Consider the following 24013-nt stretch of genomic DNA (forward strand, 5'->3'; position numbering starts at 1 on the left):
TGTCTCTAACTCCCTTAGTTTTCTTAACCGTATCTACCAGTAATGTAGTCTTCGGTCTGCTTTTTCAATGGTGAAGTAAAAATAGAATCGGTATCTGAGTACTCTATCAACTTACCCATATGAATAAACGCCGTGTGATCGCTTACCCTCGCCGCTTGCTGCATGTTATGCGTAACGATAACTACAGTATATTTGGTTTTCAGGTCATTGATCAGTTCTTCAATGGTCAAGGTTGAGATTGGATCCAACGCCGATGTTGGTTCGTCGAGCAATAGCACCTCTGGTTCAATCGCAATCGCGCGGGCAATCACCAAACGTTGCTGCTGACCACCAGACAAACCAAATGCGTTTTCGTGCAGTCGGTCTTTGACTTCATCCCAAAGCGCTGCTGAACGCAACGAACGTTCCACCGCATCATCCAACACTCGACTGTTCTTAATGCCTTGCAGACGTAGCCCGTAAACCACATTTTCATAAATCGATTTGGGGAATGGATTCGGTCTTTGGAAGACCATTCCGACTCGGCGGCGCAAGGTCGCAACATCCACTTCCGGATGGTAGACGTTTTTATTGTACAGCTTGACCTTGCCTTCCACTCGGCACCCTTCCACCAGATCGTTCATACGATTGATGCAACGCAGCAGCGTCGATTTACCGCAGCCCGACGGACCGATAAACGCCGTTACCTGACCTTTGGGGATTCGCATCGAGATATCGGTCAACGCTTGGGCGTTTTGATAGAACAAATTAAGCTCTTCGATGGCAATCGCGGTTTGCTCATCGCTTAAGTTGTTCACATCTAACGGGGCTGGATACCCCAGAGTTTGATCTACTGAAAACATCTTTAATCTTGTCCCAAGGTTCGATATTTCTCGCGCAAGTTATTGCGGATGCTAATTGCGGTCAGGTTCAACCCAATGATCACCGTAACGAGCAAAAATGACGTGGCATAAACCAGTGGCCTTGCACTTTCAATATTAGTGGTTTGGAAGCCAACATCATAGACATGAAAGCCTAAGTGCATAAATTTACGCTCTAGGTGTAAGAACGGGAACTGGCTGTCGACTGGTAAGCTTGAGGCCAGTTTCACCACCCCCACCAGCATTAACGGCGCTACTTCGCCAGCGGCACGGGCTACCGCAAGAATTAATCCGGTGATGATTGCTGGACTCGCCATCGGCAACACGATTCGCCACATGGTTTCAAACTGCGTTGCGCCTAATGCCAGCGAGCCGTGACGAACCGAACTAGGTATACGGGTTAAGCCTTCTTCCGTCGCAACAATCACGACTGGTAGCGTCAGAACCGCCAGCGTCAACGCTGACCACAATAGACCAGGTGTACCGAATGTCGGCGCCGGTAAGCGCTCTTCGTAAAACAGCGCGTCAATCGAACCACCTAGGGTATAAACGAAAAAGCCTAAACCAAATACCCCGTAGACAATGGATGGTACACCCGCCAAGTTAATGACCGCGACGCGAATGATACGGGTGAAAGCATTGTTCTTCGCGTATTCGTGCAGATAGATTGCCGCAATCACACCGAGTGGCATCACAATGATCGACATGATCAACACCATCAATACGGTGCCAAACATCGCCGGGAATACACCACCTTCTGAGTTTGACTCGCGCGGGTCTTGAGACAAGAACTTCCAACCTTGTTTACCCCAATGGATCAACTTTTCACCCAACGACATTTGATTTGGATACCAAATATCTAAAGCGTAATTGAGCGGAATTTTGTGCACATCGCCGTACATGTCTTGGATCAGCAACCCTTGCTGCTCTAGTTGGCGGCGTAAGTCATCCAAACGCGACTCCATTTCTGTCAACTGCTCGCTAATGATCGCCGACTGACTATCAAAACGGGTCATAAACGCTTGGTCCAGCGTGCCGTTGAGTTCTCTTTTGCGTTGCTCTAGTCGCAACTTTTCCGCTTGAGCACTTAACACACGAATCTGTTTGCTCACCAGTTTATCGATGTCACTACGCACTGAGTCGGCGAACTCCAAACCCAGCTGCATCTGTTGTTGGTAGTTTTTGACGACTGAACCGTCTTCTAGGTAGTAGCCCTGAGGCACACCGTAGAAGTCGCCGCCTCGTGTACGCTCGACCACCGCCCAACCCTGCGGTTTAGTGCGCTTCAACACATCGATTTCTAAGATAGAGACAAAGTCGGCCGGATAGATGTCTCGGTTAGCAACTTTGATGCTAAGACGTTTGACTAAGCCCTTTTCTTGTATCTCTTTCGGCAGTTCGACATCCATTTCTTCAAGGTGACTGATCTGAACATACTCTTCTGCGTAGAGCTGACCTACCAATACTTTGCCTTGTTCAGTTTCCCACTGATACAAAGGCGCAGGCCAAAAATAAGACAGTCCTTTCCAACCAATAAGCAGCAGCAAACCCAATACGGACAACAGACTGATGCTGACCGCACCGCCGGTTAACCATATCCATGGAGAGCCTGATTTGAGCCACTTAAACACGGCTATCTGTTCCTTCCATAACTTGCTCAAAGCGCACGATATTTTTCTCTTAATCTTTGTCTTACCCACTCCGCGACTGAGTTCACCGCAAAGGTAAACACCAACAGTATCAGCGCAGCGAGGAATAATATTCGGTAATGCGAGCTGCCGACTTCCGACTCTGGCATTTCCACCGCAATGGTGGCTGATAAGGTGCGCATCCCTTCAAGGATGTTCCAGTCCATCACCGGAGTGTTACCTGTCGCCATCAGTACTATCATCGTTTCTCCCACCGCACGGCCCAGACCCATCATAATCGCGGAGAAAATACCTGGGCTTGCAGTCAGTAGCACCACGTGAATCAGGGTTTGCCATTGGGTGGCACCAAGCGCTAATGAGCCATCAGACAAGTGTTTCGGAACCGAGAAAATCGCGTCTTCGGCGATGGTAAAAATGGTCGGTATTACGGCGAAGCCCATCGCAAAGCCGACCACTAACGCGTTGCGCTGGTCAAAGTCGATGCCCTGTTCGGCTAGGAAGACGCGCACATCACCCGCGAACAACCACTGCTCGATTGCGCCGCTTTGCGACAAAATCGCGCTAACAAATAACACGATGACTGGCATTAAGATCACCGCGTGCCAACCATTGGCAAAGCGGCTCACCCAAGCGCGAGGAAGCTTATGCCACGCCAATCCCACCAATACAATCAGCAATGGTAAAAACAGCATCAGGCTGACCACAGCGGCAAGGTGGCGCTCGACAATCGGCGCAAACCACAACCCCGCTAAGAAGCCGATGATTACCGTGGGCAGCGCTTCCATCAGTTCAATCGAAGGTTTCACTACGCGGCGCATTTTCGGCGTCATAAAGTAGGCCGTATAAACCGCGCCCAGCACCGCGATCGGTACAGCAAACAACATCGCAAACGCAGCCGCTTTCAACGTACCAAATGCAATTGGAACTAAGCTAAATTTCGCTTCAAACGAATCATTAGCTGAGGTTGTCTGCCAAACATAGGCAGGCTCTGGGTAGCTTTCATACCAGACCTTTTGCCACAGCGACGACAATGAAATTTCAGGGAACGGATTATCGATTTTCGCCAACGACAGCGTCGATGATGACAGCGCAATTAAGAACTTTTCATTGCTCGACATCGCCGCCAGTTGCGGCGCTTTTTCATAAGCGCGATTGAAGATCACCAGCTTTTCACTGGTGGTGTAATGGCTTTGGACCGTGCCATTGATGTAGAAGCTGTAGAAGCCCTTGCGGTACGTATCTGGCAATAAAAACTGCAGCGCCGACGCGAGCTTAAATTCACGAATATGAGTCAGTTTTCGCTCGCCGTCACTGAGCACGTCAAACCATTGCGAGACCAATCCGTCACGATGGCTAACCAGTAGCGAGTACGCGCCTGACAACAACTGGATATCGCTCACGACGTGTTTTTCTTCGCCTAGACTCAAATCGACAATTTCACGAACGACAAAACGTTGCTGCACTTTCTTCGCCACGACCAGCTCTGAGCCAGTACGCAGATAAAGTGTATTGCCGTCTGGCGTTAAAATCAGTTGTTCTAAACCAGCAAACGGTTGATTAAAGGTATAGCTGACAGGCGACTCCGCTTGGTCTTGCCACACCACTTTCACGCGCCCGTCCTGGTAGTAACCCGCTAAAGTAATCTGCTCGTCATAAGCAAACGCGAACTGCTTTAAGTCATCTTCACCCTTTAAGCTAAGCGGTACTGTTTGCTGTTCAACAGAAGGAGAAAATGCGCGTTTTTGTCCTTGCAGAGTACTGGTCATTTCAGGTCGAAATAACGTCACTTCACCAGATGGATTGGCAAAAGCAAACCAACCTTGAGCGGCGACACTTTTCGCAAACAAGCTGTAGTCACCCGAGATTTGCACGCTATGTGTTGGCTGAGTAGCAAGGCTATTGAGTTGCCAAAAATCGATGGAGCCTTGCTGGGAAATTAAATAAGCATGCTCACCGTAATCATCCACGCCAAGCGCGACAGGTTGCGCAACTTGCACGCTCTGTTTGGCGACGTTTGGCGTCAGCTGCGCGTCGGAAAACAACGGCAGAACCATCATCGCAAGATAAACAAAGATCAGCACCAAAGCCGCTAAAACACCGACACCACCTGTCGATACCGCAAACCGAACCAAACGGTCTTTAATCAATCGCTTTCGATCACGCTCACGTAATGAAAATTCGGCTTTGGCCATTTGTCTCACTTACTTAAATTAACCCAGATGTATAATATGTCGATTAGGTGACAATTATATTACAGATCCCATTAAACCGCTGAAAACAATGCAATAAAAAATTGCCATAAAAGTGTCATATAAAGATCTTAATTTGCTACGCTTGAAGGACAAATCAGTCCTCCACTTTCGTCAGTTACGTTAGGAAGATAAGACCATGAGCGCAGAGAAGCTGTATATCGAGAAGGAACTAAGCTGGTTGTCATTCAATGAACGGGTGCTACAAGAAGCAGCCGACAAGAGTGTTCCTCTCATCGAGCGCATTCGCTTTTTAGGTATATTTTCCAACAATTTAGACGAGTTCTACAAAGTTCGCTTTGCCGATGTAAAACGCCGAATTCTGATTAACCAAGAACGTGGCGGCAACGACAACTCCAAACACTTACTGACAAAAATGCAGACCAAAGCGCTCAGATTGAATGAAAGCTTTGACGAACTGTACGCCGAACTGATCCGAGAAATGGCGCGTCGGCGAATTTTTCTGGTCAACGAAACCCAACTCAGCGAAGCGCAACAAAAGTGGGTAAAAAAATATTTTACCAGTGAAGTCCTTCCGCATATCACCCCGTTGCTGCTGCATGACGATATCGATGTACTGCAATTCTTAAAAGACGAATACGCTTACATTGCGGTCGACATTAAAAATCAGGAGCAAAGCCAATACGCGCTGATCGAAATCCCGACCGACCACTTGCCTCGCTTTGTCATGGTACCGGAGCAAAAAGGCAAACGTCGTAAAACCATTATTCTGCTCGATAATATTATCCGCTACTGCTTGGATGAACTGTTCCGCGGTTTTTTCGATTTTGAAGAGCTGCACGGCTACGCGATGAAAATGACACGTGACGCGGAATACGACTTGAGCCACGAGGTTGAACACAGCTTACTGGAACAAATGTCGGAAGGTTTAAGTCAGCGTTTAACCGCGATGCCAGTACGCTTTGTTTATCAGCGCGACATGCCACCTGAAATGCTGGCGCTGTTGTGTGAAAAACTGCAAATTTCTAACTATGACAGCCTAATCCCCGGCGCACGTTACCACAACTTCAAAGACTTTATCGGTTTCCCTAATGTCGGTCGCGACTATTTAGAGAATAAACCGCTGCCACCGATGAAATGTGCCGATTTTGAAGGCTACGCCAACAAATTTGACGCGATCAGAGCGCAAGATATTCTCCTCTATTACCCGTACCACACCTTTGACCACATCAGTGAACTGGTAAGGCAAGCCTCATTTGACCCGAAAGTCCTGAGCATCAAAATCAACATCTATCGCGTGGCAAAAGACTCGCGCCTGATGAACTCACTGATCGATGCGGTCCACAATGGCAAGCAAGTGACCGTGGTGGTCGAGCTACAAGCGCGTTTTGACGAAGAGGCAAATATCGAATGGTCTCGCGTACTAACCGAAGCCGGCGTGCACGTCATCTTTGGCGCGCCGGGGCTTAAGATCCACTCTAAGCTACTGCTGATCAGCCGCAAAGAAGGCGACGAGGTAGTTAGCTACGCGCACATAGGTACCGGTAACTTCCACGAGAAAACCGCGCGTATCTACACCGACTTCTCGTTACTGACCGCCGACCCAGATTTAACCGACGAAGTGCGTAATGTCTTTGGCTACATAGAAAACCCTTACCGTCCGGTGCGCTTCAACCATTTATTGGTCTCGCCGCGTAACTCGCGTAAGCAGCTTTATCGTTTGATCGACAACGAAATCACCAACGCCAAGCTAGGCAAAAAAGCGTCGATTACACTCAAAGTGAACAACTTGGTCGACCGTGGTTTAATCAACAAACTGTACGGCGCCAGCACCTTCGGCGTCGACATTAAAATGATCATTCGCGGTATGTGTTCGCTGGTTCCTGGCGTGGAAGGGGTGAGCGACAATATCCAGATCATCAGTATTGTCGACCGATTCTTGGAGCATCCTCGTGTACTGATCACCCATAACGACGGAGACCCACAAGTTTATATCTCTTCGGCTGACTGGATGACGCGTAATATCGACTACCGTATCGAAGTGACCGCCCCAGTGCGTGACGAACGTCTAAAACAGCGCATTATTGATATCATTAATATCCACTTTACCGATACAGTGAAAGCACGCTGGATCGATAAAGAAATGAGCAACACTTATGTTCCGCGCGGAAACCGCAAGAAAGTCCGTTCGCAGATTGCTATTTACGACTATCTTAAAAATGTAGAAAGACAAACCAAAAAACGTAAAGAACAGCCTAAATATGAAGAATCAATCCCCGCAGATTCGAGACGTAGCCGCGATTGATCTCGGCTCTAACAGTTTCCACATGGTGGTGGCGAAAGTCGTCGACCAAGACTTACAACTCGTCAGCCGCCACAAACAGCGCGTTCGTCTTGCGTCGGGTTTAGACAGCCAGAAAAACCTCGATAACGCCTCCATCGAGCGTGGATTAGAAGTGCTGGCCATGTTTGCCGAGCGCCTGCAGGGATTCGAAGAAGACAACGTCCGTATCGCTGCGACCCATACTTTGCGTCAGGCAAACAACGCCCATATCTTTTTGCAGCGCGCTCAAGAAGTGCTGCCATTTCCGATTGAAATCATTCCCGGCGTAGAAGAAGCGCGTTTGATTTATCTTGGCGTTGCCCACACCCAGCCAGAGTCTGATTCTAAGCTGGTGGTCGATATCGGTGGTGGAAGTACCGAGATGATCATCGGCAAAGGGTTTGAACCCGAGCTGATCAACAGTAAGCAAATGGGTTGTGTGAGCTACACCAACCGCTATTTTGCTAACGGTAAACTGTCGAAAAAGAACTTTGCCAACGCCACACTCGCGGCAGAGCAAAAACTAGAATCGATCGCTCATCGCTACCGTAAAAAAGGCTGGGATATCGCCTTTGGCTCTTCGGGAACCATCAAAGCCATCCGGGAGGTTCTAATTGGTCTCGGGTTTGAAGACGGTTTAATCAACGCCAAGCGCCTGGATAAACTGGTCGAGAAACTGTGCGAATGGCAAACCATCGACGATATCGAGCTTGCTGGCTTAACGCCGGAGCGTAAACCCGTGTTTGCCGCTGGTGTCGCGATTCTGTCAGCGATTATCAAAGACCTGAAAATCAGCGAAATGCACTTCTCTGAGGGCGCGTTACGTGAAGGTCTACTGTTCGAGATGGAAGATGCGTTTAAGCGTTCTGACATCCGCATGCGCACCACAGAAAACCTTGCCAGCAAACATCTGGTCGACCTCGAGCACGCAGCTAAGATCAAAGGTCAGGCTCAGGAGTTTTTCCAGCAGGTCCATTCTGATCTGAGCATCAAGAAAAGCTCTGAGCTGTCGGACTTACTCGAATGGAGTGCGCTACTGCACGAAGTCGGACTCAACATCAGCTTACAGGCATTTCATCGCCATTCTGCCTACATCCTTCGTCACACTTATATGCCCGGCTTCAACCGCGAGCAACAGCGTGTATTGGCGATGTTGGTGCGCTTTCAACGTAAAGCGCTCAAACTGAATGAAATGGAAGAGTTTTCTCTCTACAAGAAAAAGCACATCATCGGTCTGATCCGCATCTTGCGCCTTGCGATATTGGTCAACGGCCAGCGTAACGATGACCCGTTGCCACCGTTGTCATTAACCGTCGACGGCGATAAGTGGACACTCAATTCGGATGAGCCAGATTGGCTGGAGCATAACAAGTTGCTCCACGCGGATTTGCTAACCGAGCAGGAGTATTGGCACAACGTAGGTTGGGAACTCGATTTCTAACTTCAGGTTGTGAAACATTCTCAGCGCAGAGCAAGTCTACTCTGCGCTTAACAACCCGACTTTTTGTAGCTCCTGACGGGCAATGTCCGCTGAGATTGGGATGTAACCGTCTTTCTCGACTTGCTCTTGTCCCTGAGCAGAAAAGATGTAACGAATAAACTCACTCGCTACCGGAGAAAGCGGTTTCGACGGATGCTTATTCACGTATACATACAAGTAACGCGATAGTGGGTACTTACCTGACAAGATGTTAGCTTGATTCGCTTCGATGTACTGATTGCCCTGTTTAGCAACAGGTAACAGCTTCACCCCCGAAACTTTATACCCTACCCCTGAGTAGCCAATGGTATTTACCGCAGAGGCCACCGACTGGACTACAGAGGCTGAGCCTGGTTGTTCGTTAACGCTATTTTTAAAGTCGCCGCCGCACAGCGCATTGTTTTTAAAGTAGCCATACGTGCCTGATACCGAGTTACGGCCAAACAACTGGATACTGCGTTTCGCCCACTGATAATCCAAGCCAAGTTCTGACCAAGTAGAGATAGATTGTGTTGCCCCGCAACGCAATGTAGCGGAGAAGATGCTGTCTAACTGCTGGAAATTGATGCCTTTGATCGGGTTGTCCCGATGGACAAAAATACCAATCGCATCAATCGCTACGCGCAATTCAGTCGGTTTATAGCCGTGTTCACGCTCAAACGCTTCTATCTCACGATTACGCATCGGACGGCTCATCGGTCCAAATTGCGCGGTTCGTTCGGTGAGTGCTGGCGGTGCGGTTGACGAGCCAGAGGCCTGTACTTGACCATTCACGCTTGGATACATCTGTTTGAACTCTTCAAACCATAGCGTCGTCATGCCCGCCAAGGTATCAGAGCCAACACTGGTTAAGGTACCGGTAATACCGTGCACCTTGTGATAATCGGGAATGGCTTCTGCATGCGCAGCAAAGCTGGTTAAAGACGCTGATAAAATCGTAGTGAGCACTAACTTCATTAGTACACCACTAAGCGTTTTGGCAGTACGAACGAGAACTTACTGCCTACGCCCACTTGGCTCTGGATATTGAGGTGTGAGTCGTGGTGCGTTAAGGCGTGCTTAACGATCGCTAGACCAAGACCGCTACCGCCCGTATCACGTGAGCGCGCTTTATCGACGCGGTAGAAACGTTCGGTCAAACGGTGCAAGTGTTGAGGTTCGATACCATCACCACTGTCCTGCACTTCTAAACAAGCACCTTGCGGTGTTTTATACCAACGCACATTAATCTCTGCGCCAGCAGGCGTGTACTTAACCGCGTTGTAAACCAAGTTAGAAATCGCACTGCGCAACTGGTCTTCATCCCCCAGCACACGCAGCTTTTCGTCAACTTCAAACTTGAGCTTATGTTCTTGGTCGCCACTCAAGCTGGCGGCTTCTTTTTCTAGCACTTCCAGCATCGCTGGCACGTTGACCACTTCGTCGAGCTCGTGCATCGGCGCAGCTTCAATTTTAGACAAAGTAAGCAGTTGGTTGACCAGACTGTTCATACGGTTAAGCTGCTCGGTCATCACACCGTGCGCTTTGCTCCACATCGGGCCGACGACCATATCCGGGTCTTCGGTCATTTCCAGATAACCTTGTAACACGGTCATCGGCGTACGTAATTCATGCGAAACGTTGGCAAAGAAGTTACGGCGCATGCCTTCCAATTGTTTAAGCTGGCTGACATCACGTACCACCATCAGGTGTTCACCTTCTGTGTACGGTACAATACGCAGTTCCAGCATACGCTCGACATTAAGCGGCGAGCGCATTTCCAACGGCTCAGAGAAGTCTTTCTTATTGAGGTATTTGATAAAATCGGGCGTGCGGATCAGGTTGGAGATCGGTTGACCAGAATCGTCAGGCCATTTAAAGCCTAATAGATGTTGTGCGAGTCGGTTGCACCAGACAATGTTGCCTTCACCACGGAAGACCACAACGGCATCGGGTAACGATTCCGCACCGTTACGGAAACGGCGAATGAGGTTGGTTAACTCTTTACGTTTTTTACGTTGGCGTTGTTGCAGACGGTAGATGCCGTTGAACAACGACTCCCAGTTACCAGTACCAGACGGTGGCGTTAAGCGCTTTTCGTCCCATAACCACGCCGACAATCGCATTTGATTGTGCAGGTGCCAAACAAGTTGAATCACCGTTGCTGCCAGCAGCAACCACGGCATGTAGCCGAATATCCACCCGACCACTATCCAAGGGGTGTAAAAAAAAGCCAGCTCCCAGGCTAGCTTCTTCCAAGTTAACCGTTCTACCACTTACCTCTCCAATATGTACCAATGAGTTCCGCCCACAAGACTTGGGCGGAGTTGCTCTAGCTAGGTACTATGATTTCGTTGAGAAACGATATCCCGCGCCACGTACTGTCTGAATCAGTTTGTCGTGGCCTGCATTTTCTAGTGCTTTGCGTAGGCGACGAATATGCACGTCGACCGTACGGTCCTCAACGTATACGTTGGTGCCCCAAACGTTGTTGAGTAGCTGCTCACGGCTGTAAACGCGTTCTTGGTGAGTCATAAAGAAATGCAGCATTTTGAATTCTGTCGGCCCCATATCCAGCGGCTGGTCATTCGCGGTCACGCGATGAGAAACAGGGTCGAGCTTTAAGCCTTGAACATCAATTACATCTTCTAACGCGGTTGGCGTAACGCGGCGAATTACCGCTTTCAGGCGTGCCACTAGCTCTTTTGGAGAAAATGGTTTGGTGATGTAGTCGTCCGCGCCCACTTCTAGGCCGCGAACTTTGTCTTCTTCTTCACCACGAGCCGTCAGCATTACCACTGGGATATTGCGTGTTAGCTCTTCACGTTTCATGTGTTTGATAAAGTTGATACCACTACCACCAGGTAGCATCCAATCTAGCAGAACAAGATCTGGGAAGGGTTCAGCCAGTTTAGTTACCGCAGTATCGTAATCTTCTGCCTCTACCGCTTGGTAACCCTTTTGTTCAAGAACAAAGCAAAGCATTTCGCGGATTGGAGCTTCGTCTTCAACAACTAGAATCCTTCTAGACATAATTGAATAACCTTATGTTAGTTAAATTATTTTAGGCCACATCAGGCCTCTGCAACGATAAGCATTATTACTAGCAATTATGACACTTTTGTGACCTTTGAAAACAAATTTTCATATAACTTTCATCCCACTATTGTGTATTTGCGTTAAGACAAGGGCGTAAAAAGCCTTTATGATTAGCAGCTAAGTCTAGGTATAGAGAAAGAATATGTGGTTTAAAAATTGTCTGGTTTACCGATTTAACCGTGATATCGAATTCAATGCAGACCAACTAGAAAAGCAACTTCAAGAGTTTCGCTTTACGCCGTGTGGCAGTCAGGACAAACAGAAGTTTGGCTGGGTGACCGCGATGGGTAAACACGGCGATATGATGACGCACGTGTCTGAAAACCGCATCCTGATCTGCGCCAAAAAAGAAGAGAAGATGCTGCCAGCATCGGTGATCAAAGAGTCTCTCAACGCGAAAGTCGATGCGATGGAAGCGCAAGAAGGTCGTCCTCTGAAGAAAAAAGAGAAAGACAATCTAAAAGAAGACATCGTGATGGATTTGCTGCCACGCGCGTTTAGCCGCAGCAACCACACTTATGTTCTGATTCTGCCAAAAGAAGGCTTTATTCTGGTTGATGCAAGCAGCTTCAAGAAAGCGGAAGACGTTTTGGCGTTACTGCGTAAGACGATGGGTAGCCTACCCGTCGTACCTGCGATTCCAGAACAAGCGATTGAAACCACACTGACTGAGTGGGTGAAAACTGGTAACACGCCAGTTGGCATGCAGATGCTAGACGAAGCCGAGCTGAAATCGGTACTGGAAGAAGGCGGCGTGATTCGTTGTAAGAAACAAGAACTTACGGCAGATGAAATCCGTAGCCATATTGAAGCAGACAAAGTAGTGACGAAACTTGCGCTTTGGTGGCAAGAGCGTATCGAGTTTATTCTTGCGGAAGACGGCAGCATCAAACGCCTGAAATTCTCTGATGACCTAAAAGATCAAAACGACGATATCCCACGCGAAGACCAAGCAGCACGCTTTGACGCAGACTTCTCGTTAATGTGCGGTGAACTGAGTGTATTCCTACCAAGCCTGTACGAATCACTGGGCGGCTTGCCTCACCCGAACGCGTAACACGCTCCCACACAAATCAGCCTTCTCAGAAGGCTGATTTCCTTTCCTGACGACGAAATTTGATTCCCACACCACCCGTAGTTTTCGCTTAGCATTCGAGTTTTATTTTCCATTTAAACGCCTACATTCAAGCGCTTATGCTGCGTATAAAAAACAGCCACAAATAAACAATAACCATTGAGGCTCTAGTTATGCGTACGATACCTATTCTTACTACCGCTGCACTTCTAAGCTTGTCTTTTGCCGTTCAAGCCGCCGATCACACGATCATGGCGGGTTATGCCGCAACCGATATCAAAAACGCCAAAGATAAACTGCACGGATTAACTGTTAAATACCGCTACGAAGGCGCAAGTCGCATCGGCTTGTTGGCCAGTGCCTCCGTCACCACGAACGAAGACAAAGAATACACTTTGCAACCTGGGATAAAGTTTGTCGAATCAGGCAAGACGACGAGTATTTACAGTAGCCTGCACCTTGGCCCAACATACCGCTTCAATGACTTTGTCAGTGGCTACGCGACGCTAGGCTATGCCGAATACTCGGTTGAACGCAAAGGTTATGGTCTACCTAAATCCACCCGCGAAGATGAAAGCTTTGCTATTGGTGCGGGTGTTGATTTCAACCTCACACGCAGCTTAGTGATCAACACAGGTGTCGAGCTCAGCGAGCATTTCTCCGATGCCAAAGCGACGAGTTATTCATTGTCACTCGGCTACCGCTTTTAATTACCTAGCCCTTAACCACCCGCGCCTGCTTCCCCTCAGGCGCACCTACTTTGCCCCGTATCGAATTCTGCTAGTCACAAGTCACATTTTAACGTAAAATTTGCGCCCCTATTCCATCTGGTGGAATAGCCCTGACTTGAGATCAGACTAAGAGAATTACACATGACAACTGAGAAAGCATTCGTACCTGAGCTACTGTCACCGGCAGGTAGCCTTAAAAACATGCGTTACGCATTTGCCTACGGCGCAGACGCGGTATACGCAGGCCAACCTCGCTACAGCCTTCGCGTACGTAACAACGAGTTCAACCACGAAAACCTAAAAATCGGTATCGATGAAGCACACGCTTTAGGTAAAAAACTGTACGTGGTATGTAACATCCAACCGCACAACTCTAAGCTAAAAACCTTTATTCGCGACCTTAAACCGGTAGTAGAAATGGGCCCAGACGCACTGATTATGTCTGACCCTGGCCTAATCATGATGGTTCGTGAAGCTTTCCCTGAAATGCCAATTCACCTGTCAGTACAGGCGAACGCGGTAAACTGGGCAACAGTAAAATTCTGGGCAGCAAACGGCGTTGAGCGCGTAATCGTATCTCGTGAGCTTTCTCTAGAAGAAATCGAAGAAATTCGCGAGCACTGTCCTGAAACCGAACTTGAAGTTTTCGTTCACGGTGCGCTATGCATGGCCTACTCTGGCCGCTGCCTACTGTCTGGTTACATCAACAAACGCGACCCTAACCAAGGTACATGTACTAACGCATGTCGTTGGGAATACAAAGTTGAAGAAGGCAAAGAAAACGACGCTGGCGACATCGTTGAGAAATTCGACCCAGCTGAAGCGCAGCCTGTTGAAGTTCAGGACGAGCGCCCTGAAACCACTATCGGTCGTGGCAAACCAACGGATGAAGTGGTTCTTCTTTCTGAAGCTCACCGTCCAGAAGAAAAGATGGCAGCTTACGAAGACGAGCACGGCACTTACATCATGAACTCAAAAGACCTACGTGCGGTTCAACACGTTGAGCGTCTAACGAAAATGGGTGTTCACTCGCTGAAAATCGAAGGCCGTACTAAGTCTTTCTACTACTGTGCACGTACTGCTCAGGTTTACCGTAAAGCGATCGACGACGCAGTTGCAGGCAAGCCATTCGATGAAAACCTAATGGGCACGCTAGAAAGCCTAGCTCACCGTGGTTACACCGAAGGTTTCCTACGCCGTCACACACACGATGCGTACCAAAACTACGACTACGGTTACTCAGTATCTGACGCTCAGCAGTTCGTTGGTGAGTTCACTGGCAAACGTCGTGGTGACATGGCAGAAGTGGAAGTGAAAAACAAATTCGTTGTCGGTGACAGCCTAGAACTTATGACGCCAAAAGGTAACGTTGTCTTCACGCTAGAAGCAATGGAAAACCGCAAGTCAGAGTCAATTGAAGACGCGAAAGGCAACGGCCACTTTGTATTTATTCCAGTTCCAGAAGATATGGATCTAGAATACGGCCTTCTAATGCGCAACCTAAACGCAGGTCAGGATACCCGTAACCCAACAGGTAAATAAGCATGGCTCTGCTGATCACTGATAAGTGCATTAACTGTGATATGTGCGACCCAGAGTGCCCTAACGGTGCGATCTCAATGGGTGACACTATCTTTGAAATTGACCCAGACTTATGTACTGAGTGTAAAGGTCATTACGACAAACCAACCTGTCAGTCGGTTTGTCCAATTACCAAGTGCATTATCACTGACCCGAATCATATTGAAACCGAAGAAGAGTTACTTGAGAAATTCGTAATAATTCAAGGTTTAGCTTAAAAACTAGAAGGTCCAACTTATTTATTAAGTTGGACCTTTTTTTAACCCGACTTTTCAATAGGATAGATATTACAAAACAGCTCTTTCTCGAAGTGGTACTCAAGGCGCTCTCGCCAGTTCTTTGTTAGGGTTACCGGCAGCAAATAGTAATTCTCCCGCCCCGTATCGGTGACAAACGCGAAACCGTGTTGCATCAACTCATAATGCACATCGTTTACAAACCCGAGATCAAGCCTCTGCCTTCCCGTCAATTGATTGATATCTTCGCGAGTTATTGATACGCCAGTAGTTTCACCGCTAAATCTATGCCTCAACCACTCTGCAAATTCTTTTGCACAAATCATCGTCATGGTCTTGTCCTTAATGAACGCTCTGGCAGGTTGCCGTCCACTGCACCCACCACTTCGCCTATCTATGTTGTTCAAAGATATTACTTAACCAACTCAACAAACTAATATCTAAACCGACAACTTTTACGCTTCGAACTCGTATCTCGACATCAGACGGAAAACCGACAAATAATTAGATAAAAAAATATTATTTATCAGTAATCTAATCTCGATACGTTTAAAGCAAGCTGGTTCGTTATTTATAGTTATATTAATCACTGTAGACACTAGCGTGATGTTTCTCCAGTTTCATACTTGATACTGTTCTGAAAAAGATATTGGTCGTATCAGTCAAAAAAGGAGGTTAACTTTGTGTGTCAGGGAGCAGCATTTCACACTGCGCAGGCATGATTTTAGGTGGCTTTTTCTTCGGCTTCACCGCCGCGACTTCGGGTTCATCGATTTGAGGTTTTGGTCGCCAACTCGTCAACTCATAACCGCAACCATCCCCTTTGGGCGGCGCTGCTTGAGGCTGACATACCGCACTGCCTTGAGGGCATTTTAGGCGCACGTGCATGTGGTAATGGTGGCCCCACCACGGGCGGACTTTTCTTAGCCAAGCCCGATCGTTGGAGGTTTCACTGCTGCACAGTTTCTCTTTAATCACTGGGTGAACAAAAATTCTCGCCACTGCTTGATCACTGGCAGCGCGCTTGATCAATTGAAAGTGGCGCGAGTCCCAATTCTGTTTTTGCAACCGGTACTGTTCGATATCGACCACGCTGATCGCTCTGGGCTGACTCAACTGCTGCGCTGATAATCTTTCGTCCGCCAGTTTCAACCAGATATCGATATCCAATCCGGTTTGATGGCTAGAATGACCGCTAGAAAAACGTCCGCCACGCGGCAGAGAAATATCTCCCACCAGTAAATTTGTCTGGAGCTGATGAGCAGAAAACTCGCCAAGGCGCTGAATAAAGCTGACCGAATTAGGGTGACCAAAGTATCGCAGTCGTTCACTACGCAAAACTTGGTAGCCAAGCCCTTCTAATGGCAACGCTGACGCACCGGAAAGGCATCCATTGGCGTAACTGCCTATTGATTGAGGAGAGTGGTGGGAGGGAGAATCAACATGCTCCCACGCGCTGGCAATAACGGAGGGAGCAACAATCAATAGTGATAAGAAAGATAGGTAACGGAAACTAACTGCAGATATCTTCCTCATCGATGGAGTCCTAATTAATAATGTTCGCCATTATCATAGTAGCCGCTCGCGTTGAGGGCGGTGAAAATAACTGCAACATCGACATCTTCGCCGATCATTCCGCGCACTTGCTGAGTGATAAGCTTAGCGACTTTATCCTGCGTCTCTTGCCCTCGGTCAAACCATAGCACTTCAACAAATGGGTAAGCCGGAGTGACTTCACCTTCATGGTAAAAAGTGGTGTAAACATATTCGAAGGTGAAATCTTCACGCGGGCAATCCATCAAAGGCTGGAGAACATCAATCAAAGATTTAGACAGCGGCTGAACCGTCTGTGGTTCTACAGCTCGAAAACGTAAATGCGGCATAACTTGCTTCCTTTTTTATCTGTCGAGCTATGATACCAAGTTAAACCATGATGTCTTGTTTACTGTGTATTAACTTGTTACTCGCGCGCACATTTTGTTCTATACACCTTGAGTCTAGTTGATTGGCGATGTGGTTGTTCTCTAGAAAAAACAAAGCCGCTGACAGGCAGCGGCTTTGTATCAGATAAACGAGACTTAAGGCATCTCGTCGAATTCTGCACCTTCTTTTTCTACTTGAGGTGGCATCAAGTGTTCTTTGGTAATACCCAGTTTCAGAGCCAGCGCCGAAGCCACGTAGATCGAAGAGTATGTACCCACTGTGATACCCAGTAGAAGCGCAGTCGCAAAGCCGTGAATCATCGCACCGCCTTGAGTAAACAGCGCAATGACTACGAACAAAGTGGTCGCAGAGGTGATCAATGTACGGCTCAATGTTTGCGTGATTGAGCTGTTCATGATTTCTGCTGGTTCACCTTTACGCATCTTACGGAAGTTTTCACGGATACGGTCAAATACAACGATGGTATCGTTGAGCGAGTAACCGACAACCGTTAACAGTGCCGCAACGATGGTTAAGTCCACTTCGATTTGCATCAAAGAGAAAATACCTAGCGTGATGATAACGTCGTGCGCCAGTGCCAGTACCGCACCGGCAGCTAAACGCCACTCGAATCGAACCGATACGTAGATAAGAATACAGATCAGAGACACGAGAATCGCAAGACCACCCGCTTCTGTAAGCTCGTCACCAACGTTTGGACCAACGAACTCGATACGACGCATTTCTACGTTCTCGCCCGTACCTTGTTTGATAGCGGCGATGATCTGGTTGCCCAGCGTTTCACCTGCAATATCTTCACGAGGACGAAGACGAACCATCACGTCACGTGCTGAACCAAAGTTCTGCACCGTCGCGTCACCAAAGCCTTCCGCTTCTAATGAAGAGCGGATTCGCTCTAGGTTCGCAGGCTGTTCAAAGCCGACTTCGATCAACGTACCGCCGGTAAAGTCCAGCCCCCAGTTCAACCATTTGGTAGAGAGAGTGAAGATAGCCGCACCGATCATCACAAGAGACAATACGAACGCGACTTTCGACCAACGCATAAAGTCGATCGTTTTTTCTGCTTTTAGAATTTGAAACATGACTAATTCCCAGCCTTAGATCGACAGTTTGTTTACGCGTTTGCCGCCATAAAGCAGGTTCACGACACAACGTGTACCAATAATGGCTGTAAACATAGAGGTTAAGATACCGATAGACAGTGTTACCGCGAAGCCTTTGATCGCACCTGTACCGACAGCGAATAGGATAATCGCTGTGATAAGAGTGGTGATGTTTGCATCGGCGATAGTGCTGAACGCGTTTGCGTAACCTTGGTGAATCGCTTGTTGCGGATTACGTCCGTCACGCAGCTCTTCACGGATACGCTCAAAGATAAGCACGTTCGCATCGACCGCCATACCAACCGTCAACACGATACCCGCAATACCCGGTAGCGTCATGGTTGCGCCTGGGATCATTGACATTACACCGATGATTAACACTAGGTTCGCCATCAACGCCATGTTGGCGATAAAGCCAAACTTACGGTAGTAAAGCAGAGTGAACAGCATTACTGCCACCATACCCCAGATACACGCTTGAATACCCATATCGATATTCTGTTGACCCATAGATGGACCAATGGTGCGCTCTTCTACAATCGAAATCGGCGCAATCAATGCACCCGCACGAAGTAGTAGTGCTAGGTTGTGCGCTTCTGCTGCAGAGTCGATACCTGTGATACGGAAGTTACGGCCAAGCGCTGACTGAATCGTCGCTTGGTTAATCACTTCTTCGTGCTTGGTCAGAATTACTTTGCCTTCAGGCGTACGACGACCACTGTCTTTGTACTCGGCAAATACCGTAGCCATCAGCTTGCCAATATTCTTCTTGGAGAATGCTGACATCTTGCTGCCACCTTCGCTATCTAGCGAAATATTTACCTGTGGACGACCGTATTCATCAACACTTGAGCTTGCATCCGTGATGCTAGAACCACCAAGAATGACACGCTTTTTCAGTACCACTGGGCGACCATCGCGGTCTAGCTTGATTTCGCTACCCGCTGGTGCGCGACCACTTGCTGCGGCAGCAAGGTCGGCTTTTGAGTCAACTTCGCGAAATTCAAGTGTTGCGGTTGCACCAAGAATTTCTTTCGCACGAGCCGTGTCCTGAACACCAGGCAGTTCAACAACGATACGGCTTGCGCCTTGACGTTGAACCAGTGGTTCAGCAACACCCAGTTCATTCACACGGTTACGTAGAATGGTGATGTTCTGTTCAACCGCGTAGTTGCGAATTTCAGTTAGACGTTGCTCAGTAAACGAAGCTTTAAGCGCAAAACGGCTATCTGAACCTGTTTCGCTAAACAGCATATCTGGGTGATTTTTTTCCAGTACGCTTTTCGCTTGCGCCAGTTGTTCTTCGTTACGAAGTACCACTTCAACAGCGTCTTTTCCTGACGGACGAATCGAACGGTAACGAATCTTCTCTTCACGCAGTTCACTACGGAAAGCTTCTTCTTGCTGACCAACCAGTTTTTCCATCGCGGCGTCCATATCCACTTCCATCAAGAAGTGAACACCACCACGTAGATCAAGACCAAGTTTCATTGGCGCAGCGCCAATAGACTCAAGCCAGTCAGGAGTAGAAGGTGCTAGGTTCAACGCAACGATTGTGTCGCGACCTAGAGCTTCGTTAATAATATCGCGGGCACTAATCTGAGTATCAGTGTCGTTGAAACGAACAAGAATGGATCCATTTTCAAGAGCAATGGATTTATGAGATAAGCCCTGTTTATCTAGAGCTTGAGTGACAGTATCCAGCGTTGACATATCTACAGAGGCGCCACGCGCCCCTGTAACTTGAATAGCCGGATCTTCACCGTAAATGTTCGGAAGTGCATACAATGCTGCAATGGCAATGGTAAACACCACCATCAAGTACTTCCACAATGGATAGCGGTTTAACACAGCGAGGATCCTTTAGCTGTTTTATAGAGACTTCAGCGTACCCTTTGGTAGCACTGCAGTAACGAAGTCTTTCTTGATCACTACTTCGTTGTTGGTGTTCAGCTCGATAGTGATGAAGTCGTTGTCTTCTGCGATCTTAGTGATTTTACCAACTAGACCACCGCTAGTTAGAACTTCGTCACCTTTGCCCATAGAAGCCATTAGGTTTTTGTGCTCTTTTACACGCTTAGCTTGTGGACGGTAGATCATGAAGTAGAAGATCACCGCAAACATACCTAGCATGATAATCATTTCAAAACCGCCACCTGCTGGTGCGCCTTCTGCTGCTGCATGAGCTTGAGAGATAAACATTAAAACGTCCTCATTATTTTATTATTAATAATCCAAATGGGGCTTTCGCGATTGAGAATCAAGAGAGAGTGTTTTTATTAGAGATCACTCTCTCAAAAATCACGCGCGTCTGCCTAATTTATTAGCAAAAGCCTTTGGCAAAATACCAAAGGCTTTACATCTATTATTGTTCTTTTGCTAGTGGTGGCACTTCGCGGTCACGACGAGCATAGAACTCTTCAACGAACTGATCGAAACGGTCTTCGTCAATCGCCTTACGGATGCTTTCCATCAGACGCTGGTAGTAGCGTAAGTTATGGATCGTATTCAAACGCGCACCCAGAATTTCGTTACAACGCTCTAGGTGGTGCAAGTACGACTTGCTGTAGTTTTGGCAAGTGTAACAGTCACAGTGTGGATCTAGTGGCGTCGTATCGGTTTTATGTTTCGCATTACGGATCTTGATCACACCGCCAGTCACAAACAGGTGACCATTACGCGCGTTACGCGTTGGCATTACACAGTCGAACATATCGATACCGCGGCGAACACCTTCAACTAAGTCTTCAGGTTTACCAACACCCATCAAGTAACGTGGCTTGTCTTCTGGAAGTTGAGGACAAGTGTGCTCTAGGATACGGTGCATATCTTCTTTCGGTTCACCAACTGCCAGACCACCAACCGCGTAACCGTCAAAGCCGATCTCAGTCAGGCCTTTAACAGACACATCACGCAGGTCTTCGTAAACGCCACCTTGAACGATACCAAATAGGTTGTTCGGGTTTTCTAGCTTATCGAAGTGGTCGCGAGAACGTTGTGCCCAACGTAGTGACATTTCCATCGATTTCTTCGCTTCGTCGTGTGTCGCTGGGTATGGCGTACACTCGTCGAAGATCATCACGATGTCTGAACCTAGGTCTTTTTGGATTTCCATCGACTTTTCAGCGTCCATGAAAATCTTGTCACCGTTCACTGGATTGCGGAAATGCACGCCTTGCTCAGTGATAGTACGCATTTTACCTAGGCTGAATACTTGGAAACCGCCTGAATCCGTAAGGATAGGACCTTGCCAGTTCATAAAATCGTGCAGGTCACCGTGCATTTTCATCACTTCCTGACCAGGACGTAGCCACAGGTGGAATGTGTTACCGAGAAGAATCTCAGCGCCAGTGCCTTTTACTTCTTCTGGTGTCATACCTTTAACGGTACCGTAAGTACCCACTGGCATGAACGCCGGTGTTTGAACAGTGCCACGTTCGAAAGTCAGTTGACCACGACGTGCAACACCATCTTTTTTCTTCAGTTCAAATTTTAACTTCACGAAGCCTCCGATTGTCAGAGAAACAGTCTGACGATGTGTTTAGGGCTTAACCCTACTTTAAGGAGCGGTCGCTTTTCCGTGCGAGAGACAAAGCGGCGTCTCCGCTTTGCTTCCTAGCTTACTGCTAGCACTCGTAAATCTATTTTTAACTATGCCGTTTTCTTCTTGATGAACATTGAATCGCCATATGAGAAGAAACGGTATTTGTTTTCCACCGCATGCTTGTAAGCATTCATGGTGTTCTCGTATCCAGCGAATGCGCTTACAAGCATGATCAGCGTCGATTCTGGCAAGTGGAAGTTGGTAATCAAACAATCCACCAATTGGTACTCGTAACCCGGGAAGATAAAGATCTCGGTATCACCAAAGAATGGTTTCAGTTCGGTACCCTTTTTCAGCGCGTCTTGAGCGGCACTTTCCAGTGAACGTACCGACGTCGTGCCAACCGCGATAATACGACCACCGCGTTGTTTGGTTGCGCTGATAGCGTCAACAACCTCTTGTGGGACTTCGACGTATTCCGCGTGCATGTGGTGATCGTTGATATTGTCAACTTTCACTGGCTGGAAGGTACCTGCACCAACGTGCAACGTAACATAAGCGAATTCAGCACCTTTTGCTTTGATCTGCTCTAAAAGAACGTCATCAAAGTGCAGACCTGCTGTCGGCGCAGCAACCGCACCTGGCTTTTGGTTGTATACCGTTTGGTAGCGCTCTTTGTCGGCGTCTTCATCCGGACGGTCGATGTAAGGAGGAAGCGGCATGTGGCCGATCTCTTCCAGAATTTCCAGTACCGTTTTGTCTGCGTTGAACTTAAGTTCAAACAGCGCATCATGGCGAGCCACCATCTCTGCTGAGTATTCATCGTTGTCACCAACAATGATGGTCGAACCCGGCTTTGGCGATTTCGAGCAGCGTACGTGCGCAAGGATGCTCTTGTCATCCAGCATGCGTTCAACCAGCACTTCCAGTTTGCCACCTGACTCTTTGCGACCAAACATACGCGCAGGGATCACTCGAGTGTTGTTAAATACAACCAAGTCTCCTGGCTGTACTTGACTCAATACGTCGGTGAAGGTGCCGTCAACTAACTCGCCCGTATTGCCATCAAGTTGCAGCAATCGGCTCGCGGTACGCTCAGGTTGAGGGTAACGAGCAATGAGTTCGTCTGGCAGGTCAAAGTGGAAATCTGATACTTGCATGTGCCTAATCTTTTACCGTGGTCTCTATTGGAAATAAAGCGCGTTTTTTCGCAGCCGACTAGTATATGTCGGACGATAGCAATAGCAAGAAAAGAGATGTGAATTATTGTAATCCAAGTGCTTAAAATGCGTAAAAACGCACCGTGCTGCGACAAGATATTCAGCAAGGTCAAATATACGGTAAATATTTCGTGTCTAGTAACAAAAACCTGCTTGGCTCTCAAACTCTGCGAGTAAAAATTACTATATTAAAAGAGGACAAAATAATAACTAGGAGGCTGCCATGATTAAGGTCGAAGACATGATGACGCGTAACCCTCATACGCTGCTTCGCTCCAATAATCTCGCCGACGCCAAGAACATGATGCAAGAGCTCGACATTCGCCACGTGCCGATTGTTGACGCGGAAAAACGGTTGCTTGGCGTGGTTTCTCACCGTGATGTACTTGCTGCGCAAGAGTCGAGTTTGCAAAAGCTACCAGATAGCAGCTCTTACACTCTAAATACGCCGCTACAAGATGTGATGAAAACGGGTGTCATGTCGGTTGCTCCGCAAGCGGGTTTAAAAGAGAGCGCCTTGTACATGCAAAAGCACAAAGTCGGCTGTTTACCTGTGGTAGAAAAAGGCCACTTGGTTGGAATCATCACTGACAGCGACTTTGTCACCATCGCGATCAATCTGCTTGAGTTACAAGAAGAAGTTGAGCCAGAAGAGCTCGACTAGATACACGGCTATTTTTATTGCAACTCTCGGTTTCAGGCGTGTTGCATCCTACGTGCAATAAGTCTGAACCCTACCCTGTCGCATACCCACTTCCCTGACCTAGGTGAGGACACACCTCAATCTAGTGCTACCACGAATCTCCCACAATCGCTTTAACCCGTTGTAAAAACACAAGATTAGATCACGTTTCCCCTAAAAGATTATTAATAAATTCATCAACATAGCGTACTGCGACTAAACTAACAAAAATAACAATAACGGCAAATCAAATAACAATAATCAGTTAACACAATTACTCGTAGCTAATTTCCGGGG

At 47.8% G+C, this 24013-nt stretch carries 21 protein-coding genes; 7 read left to right on the forward strand and 14 right to left on the reverse strand.

The genetic code is table 11. From position 1 onward, the window contains the following. Positions 1 to 23 precede the first annotated feature (23 nt). The 3 genes from pstB to AKJ31_RS13655 are packed head-to-tail and all read right to left on the reverse strand — an operon-like array spanning position 24 to position 4701. Positions 24 to 842: a phosphate ABC transporter ATP-binding protein PstB gene (gene pstB / locus AKJ31_RS13645; RefSeq protein ID WP_053409650.1), complete on the reverse strand. Its 819-nt coding sequence runs from the start codon at positions 840 to 842 to the stop codon at positions 24 to 26. Between the two features lie 2 nt (positions 843 to 844). Then, on the reverse strand, positions 845 to 2491 hold the full coding sequence (pstA, locus tag AKJ31_RS13650; protein ID WP_053409651.1) for a phosphate ABC transporter permease PstA: 1647 nt from the start codon (positions 2489 to 2491) through the stop codon (positions 845 to 847). 26 nt (positions 2492 to 2517) lie between these two features. Next, on the reverse strand, positions 2518 to 4701 hold the full coding sequence (locus AKJ31_RS13655; RefSeq protein ID WP_053409652.1) for an ABC transporter permease subunit: 2184 nt from the start codon (positions 4699 to 4701) through the stop codon (positions 2518 to 2520). Positions 4702 to 4897: 196 nt separating this feature from the next. Here AKJ31_RS13655 and ppk1 point away from each other — a divergent pair, with 196 nt between their 5' ends. Both ppk1 and ppx read left to right on the forward strand, forming a co-directional pair. Beyond that, complete coding sequence (gene ppk1 / locus AKJ31_RS13660; RefSeq protein WP_053409653.1) at positions 4898 to 7024, forward strand: polyphosphate kinase 1; 2127 nt, start codon at positions 4898 to 4900, stop codon at positions 7022 to 7024. Further along, complete coding sequence (gene ppx, locus AKJ31_RS13665) at positions 6981 to 8483, forward strand: exopolyphosphatase (RefSeq protein ID WP_053409654.1); 1503 nt, start codon at positions 6981 to 6983, stop codon at positions 8481 to 8483. Before ppk1 ends, ppx begins: the two co-directional genes overlap by 44 nt. A 36-nt stretch (positions 8484 to 8519) precedes the next feature. Here the strand turns inward: ppx and AKJ31_RS13670 are convergent, their stop codons facing one another. From AKJ31_RS13670 to phoB, 3 genes are all read right to left on the reverse strand, one after another. Continuing rightward, positions 8520 to 9479 carry a PstS family phosphate ABC transporter substrate-binding protein gene (locus tag AKJ31_RS13670; protein WP_053409655.1) on the reverse strand — a complete coding sequence of 320 codons (960 nt, stop codon included), beginning with the start codon at positions 9477 to 9479 and terminating at the stop codon, positions 8520 to 8522. Then, positions 9479 to 10777, reverse strand: a complete 1299-nt coding sequence (gene phoR / locus AKJ31_RS13675) for a phosphate regulon sensor histidine kinase PhoR (protein ID WP_053409656.1) — start codon at positions 10775 to 10777, stop codon at positions 9479 to 9481. Before phoR ends, AKJ31_RS13670 begins: the two co-directional genes overlap by 1 nt. Before the next feature lie 67 nt (positions 10778 to 10844). Beyond that, positions 10845 to 11534 (reverse strand): phosphate regulon transcriptional regulator PhoB, encoded by a 690-nt coding sequence (gene phoB, locus AKJ31_RS13680; RefSeq protein ID WP_053409657.1) that lies wholly within the window; start codon positions 11532 to 11534, stop codon positions 10845 to 10847. Between the two features lie 208 nt (positions 11535 to 11742). Here phoB and rdgC point away from each other — a divergent pair, with 208 nt between their 5' ends. From rdgC to AKJ31_RS13700, 4 genes are all read left to right on the forward strand, one after another. Then, on the forward strand, positions 11743 to 12657 hold the full coding sequence (rdgC, locus tag AKJ31_RS13685) for a recombination-associated protein RdgC (protein ID WP_053409658.1): 915 nt from the start codon (positions 11743 to 11745) through the stop codon (positions 12655 to 12657). A 191-nt stretch (positions 12658 to 12848) separates the two neighbouring features. Beyond that, entirely contained in the window at positions 12849 to 13385 is a 537-nt protein-coding gene (locus tag AKJ31_RS13690) for an Ail/Lom family outer membrane beta-barrel protein (RefSeq protein ID WP_053409659.1), read from the forward strand. Between the two features lie 162 nt (positions 13386 to 13547). Further along, the gene (gene trhP, locus AKJ31_RS13695) at positions 13548 to 14948 is read left to right on the forward strand and encodes a prephenate-dependent tRNA uridine(34) hydroxylase TrhP (protein WP_053409660.1); all 1401 of its coding nucleotides are present in this window, start codon (positions 13548 to 13550) and stop codon (positions 14946 to 14948) included. Between the two features lie 2 nt (positions 14949 to 14950). Then, positions 14951 to 15205 carry a YfhL family 4Fe-4S dicluster ferredoxin gene (locus AKJ31_RS13700; RefSeq protein WP_053409661.1) on the forward strand — a complete coding sequence of 85 codons (255 nt, stop codon included), beginning with the start codon at positions 14951 to 14953 and terminating at the stop codon, positions 15203 to 15205. A gap of 41 nt (positions 15206 to 15246) precedes the next feature. Here AKJ31_RS13700 and AKJ31_RS13705 read toward each other — a convergent pair whose 3' ends face one another. The 8 genes from AKJ31_RS13705 to queA all read right to left on the reverse strand — a co-directional run bounded on the left by AKJ31_RS13705 (position 15247) and on the right by queA (position 22974). After that, on the reverse strand, positions 15247 to 15555 hold the full coding sequence (locus AKJ31_RS13705; protein ID WP_053409662.1) for a hypothetical protein: 309 nt from the start codon (positions 15553 to 15555) through the stop codon (positions 15247 to 15249). 343 nt (positions 15556 to 15898) lie between these two features. Beyond that, the gene (gene mepA / locus AKJ31_RS13710) at positions 15899 to 16759 is read right to left on the reverse strand and encodes a penicillin-insensitive murein endopeptidase (RefSeq protein WP_053409663.1); all 861 of its coding nucleotides are present in this window, start codon (positions 16757 to 16759) and stop codon (positions 15899 to 15901) included. 14 nt (positions 16760 to 16773) lie between these two features. Beyond that, positions 16774 to 17106 (reverse strand): DUF1904 domain-containing protein, encoded by a 333-nt coding sequence (locus AKJ31_RS13715; protein WP_053409664.1) that lies wholly within the window; start codon positions 17104 to 17106, stop codon positions 16774 to 16776. A 195-nt stretch (positions 17107 to 17301) separates the two neighbouring features. Continuing rightward, complete coding sequence (gene secF / locus AKJ31_RS13720) at positions 17302 to 18249, reverse strand: protein translocase subunit SecF (RefSeq protein ID WP_053409665.1); 948 nt, start codon at positions 18247 to 18249, stop codon at positions 17302 to 17304. A gap of 15 nt (positions 18250 to 18264) precedes the next feature. Continuing rightward, on the reverse strand, positions 18265 to 20121 hold the full coding sequence (secD, locus tag AKJ31_RS13725) for a protein translocase subunit SecD (protein WP_072161345.1): 1857 nt from the start codon (positions 20119 to 20121) through the stop codon (positions 18265 to 18267). A gap of 21 nt (positions 20122 to 20142) precedes the next feature. Then, positions 20143 to 20472, reverse strand: a complete 330-nt coding sequence (yajC, locus tag AKJ31_RS13730; RefSeq protein ID WP_053409666.1) for a preprotein translocase subunit YajC — start codon at positions 20470 to 20472, stop codon at positions 20143 to 20145. A 163-nt stretch (positions 20473 to 20635) separates the two neighbouring features. Continuing rightward, positions 20636 to 21772, reverse strand: a complete 1137-nt coding sequence (tgt, locus tag AKJ31_RS13735) for a tRNA guanosine(34) transglycosylase Tgt (RefSeq protein WP_053409667.1) — start codon at positions 21770 to 21772, stop codon at positions 20636 to 20638. Positions 21773 to 21921: 149 nt separating this feature from the next. Beyond that, positions 21922 to 22974: a tRNA preQ1(34) S-adenosylmethionine ribosyltransferase-isomerase QueA gene (queA, locus tag AKJ31_RS13740; RefSeq protein ID WP_053409668.1), complete on the reverse strand. Its 1053-nt coding sequence runs from the start codon at positions 22972 to 22974 to the stop codon at positions 21922 to 21924. Between the two features lie 283 nt (positions 22975 to 23257). Here queA and AKJ31_RS13745 point away from each other — a divergent pair, with 283 nt between their 5' ends. Beyond that, positions 23258 to 23698, forward strand: a complete 441-nt coding sequence (locus AKJ31_RS13745) for a CBS domain-containing protein (protein WP_053409669.1) — start codon at positions 23258 to 23260, stop codon at positions 23696 to 23698. Positions 23699 to 24013 lie beyond the last annotated feature (315 nt).

The sequence above is a fragment of the Vibrio hepatarius genome (genome assembly GCF_001274785.1).
Classification (GTDB): Bacteria; Pseudomonadota; Gammaproteobacteria; order Enterobacterales; family Vibrionaceae; genus Vibrio; species Vibrio hepatarius.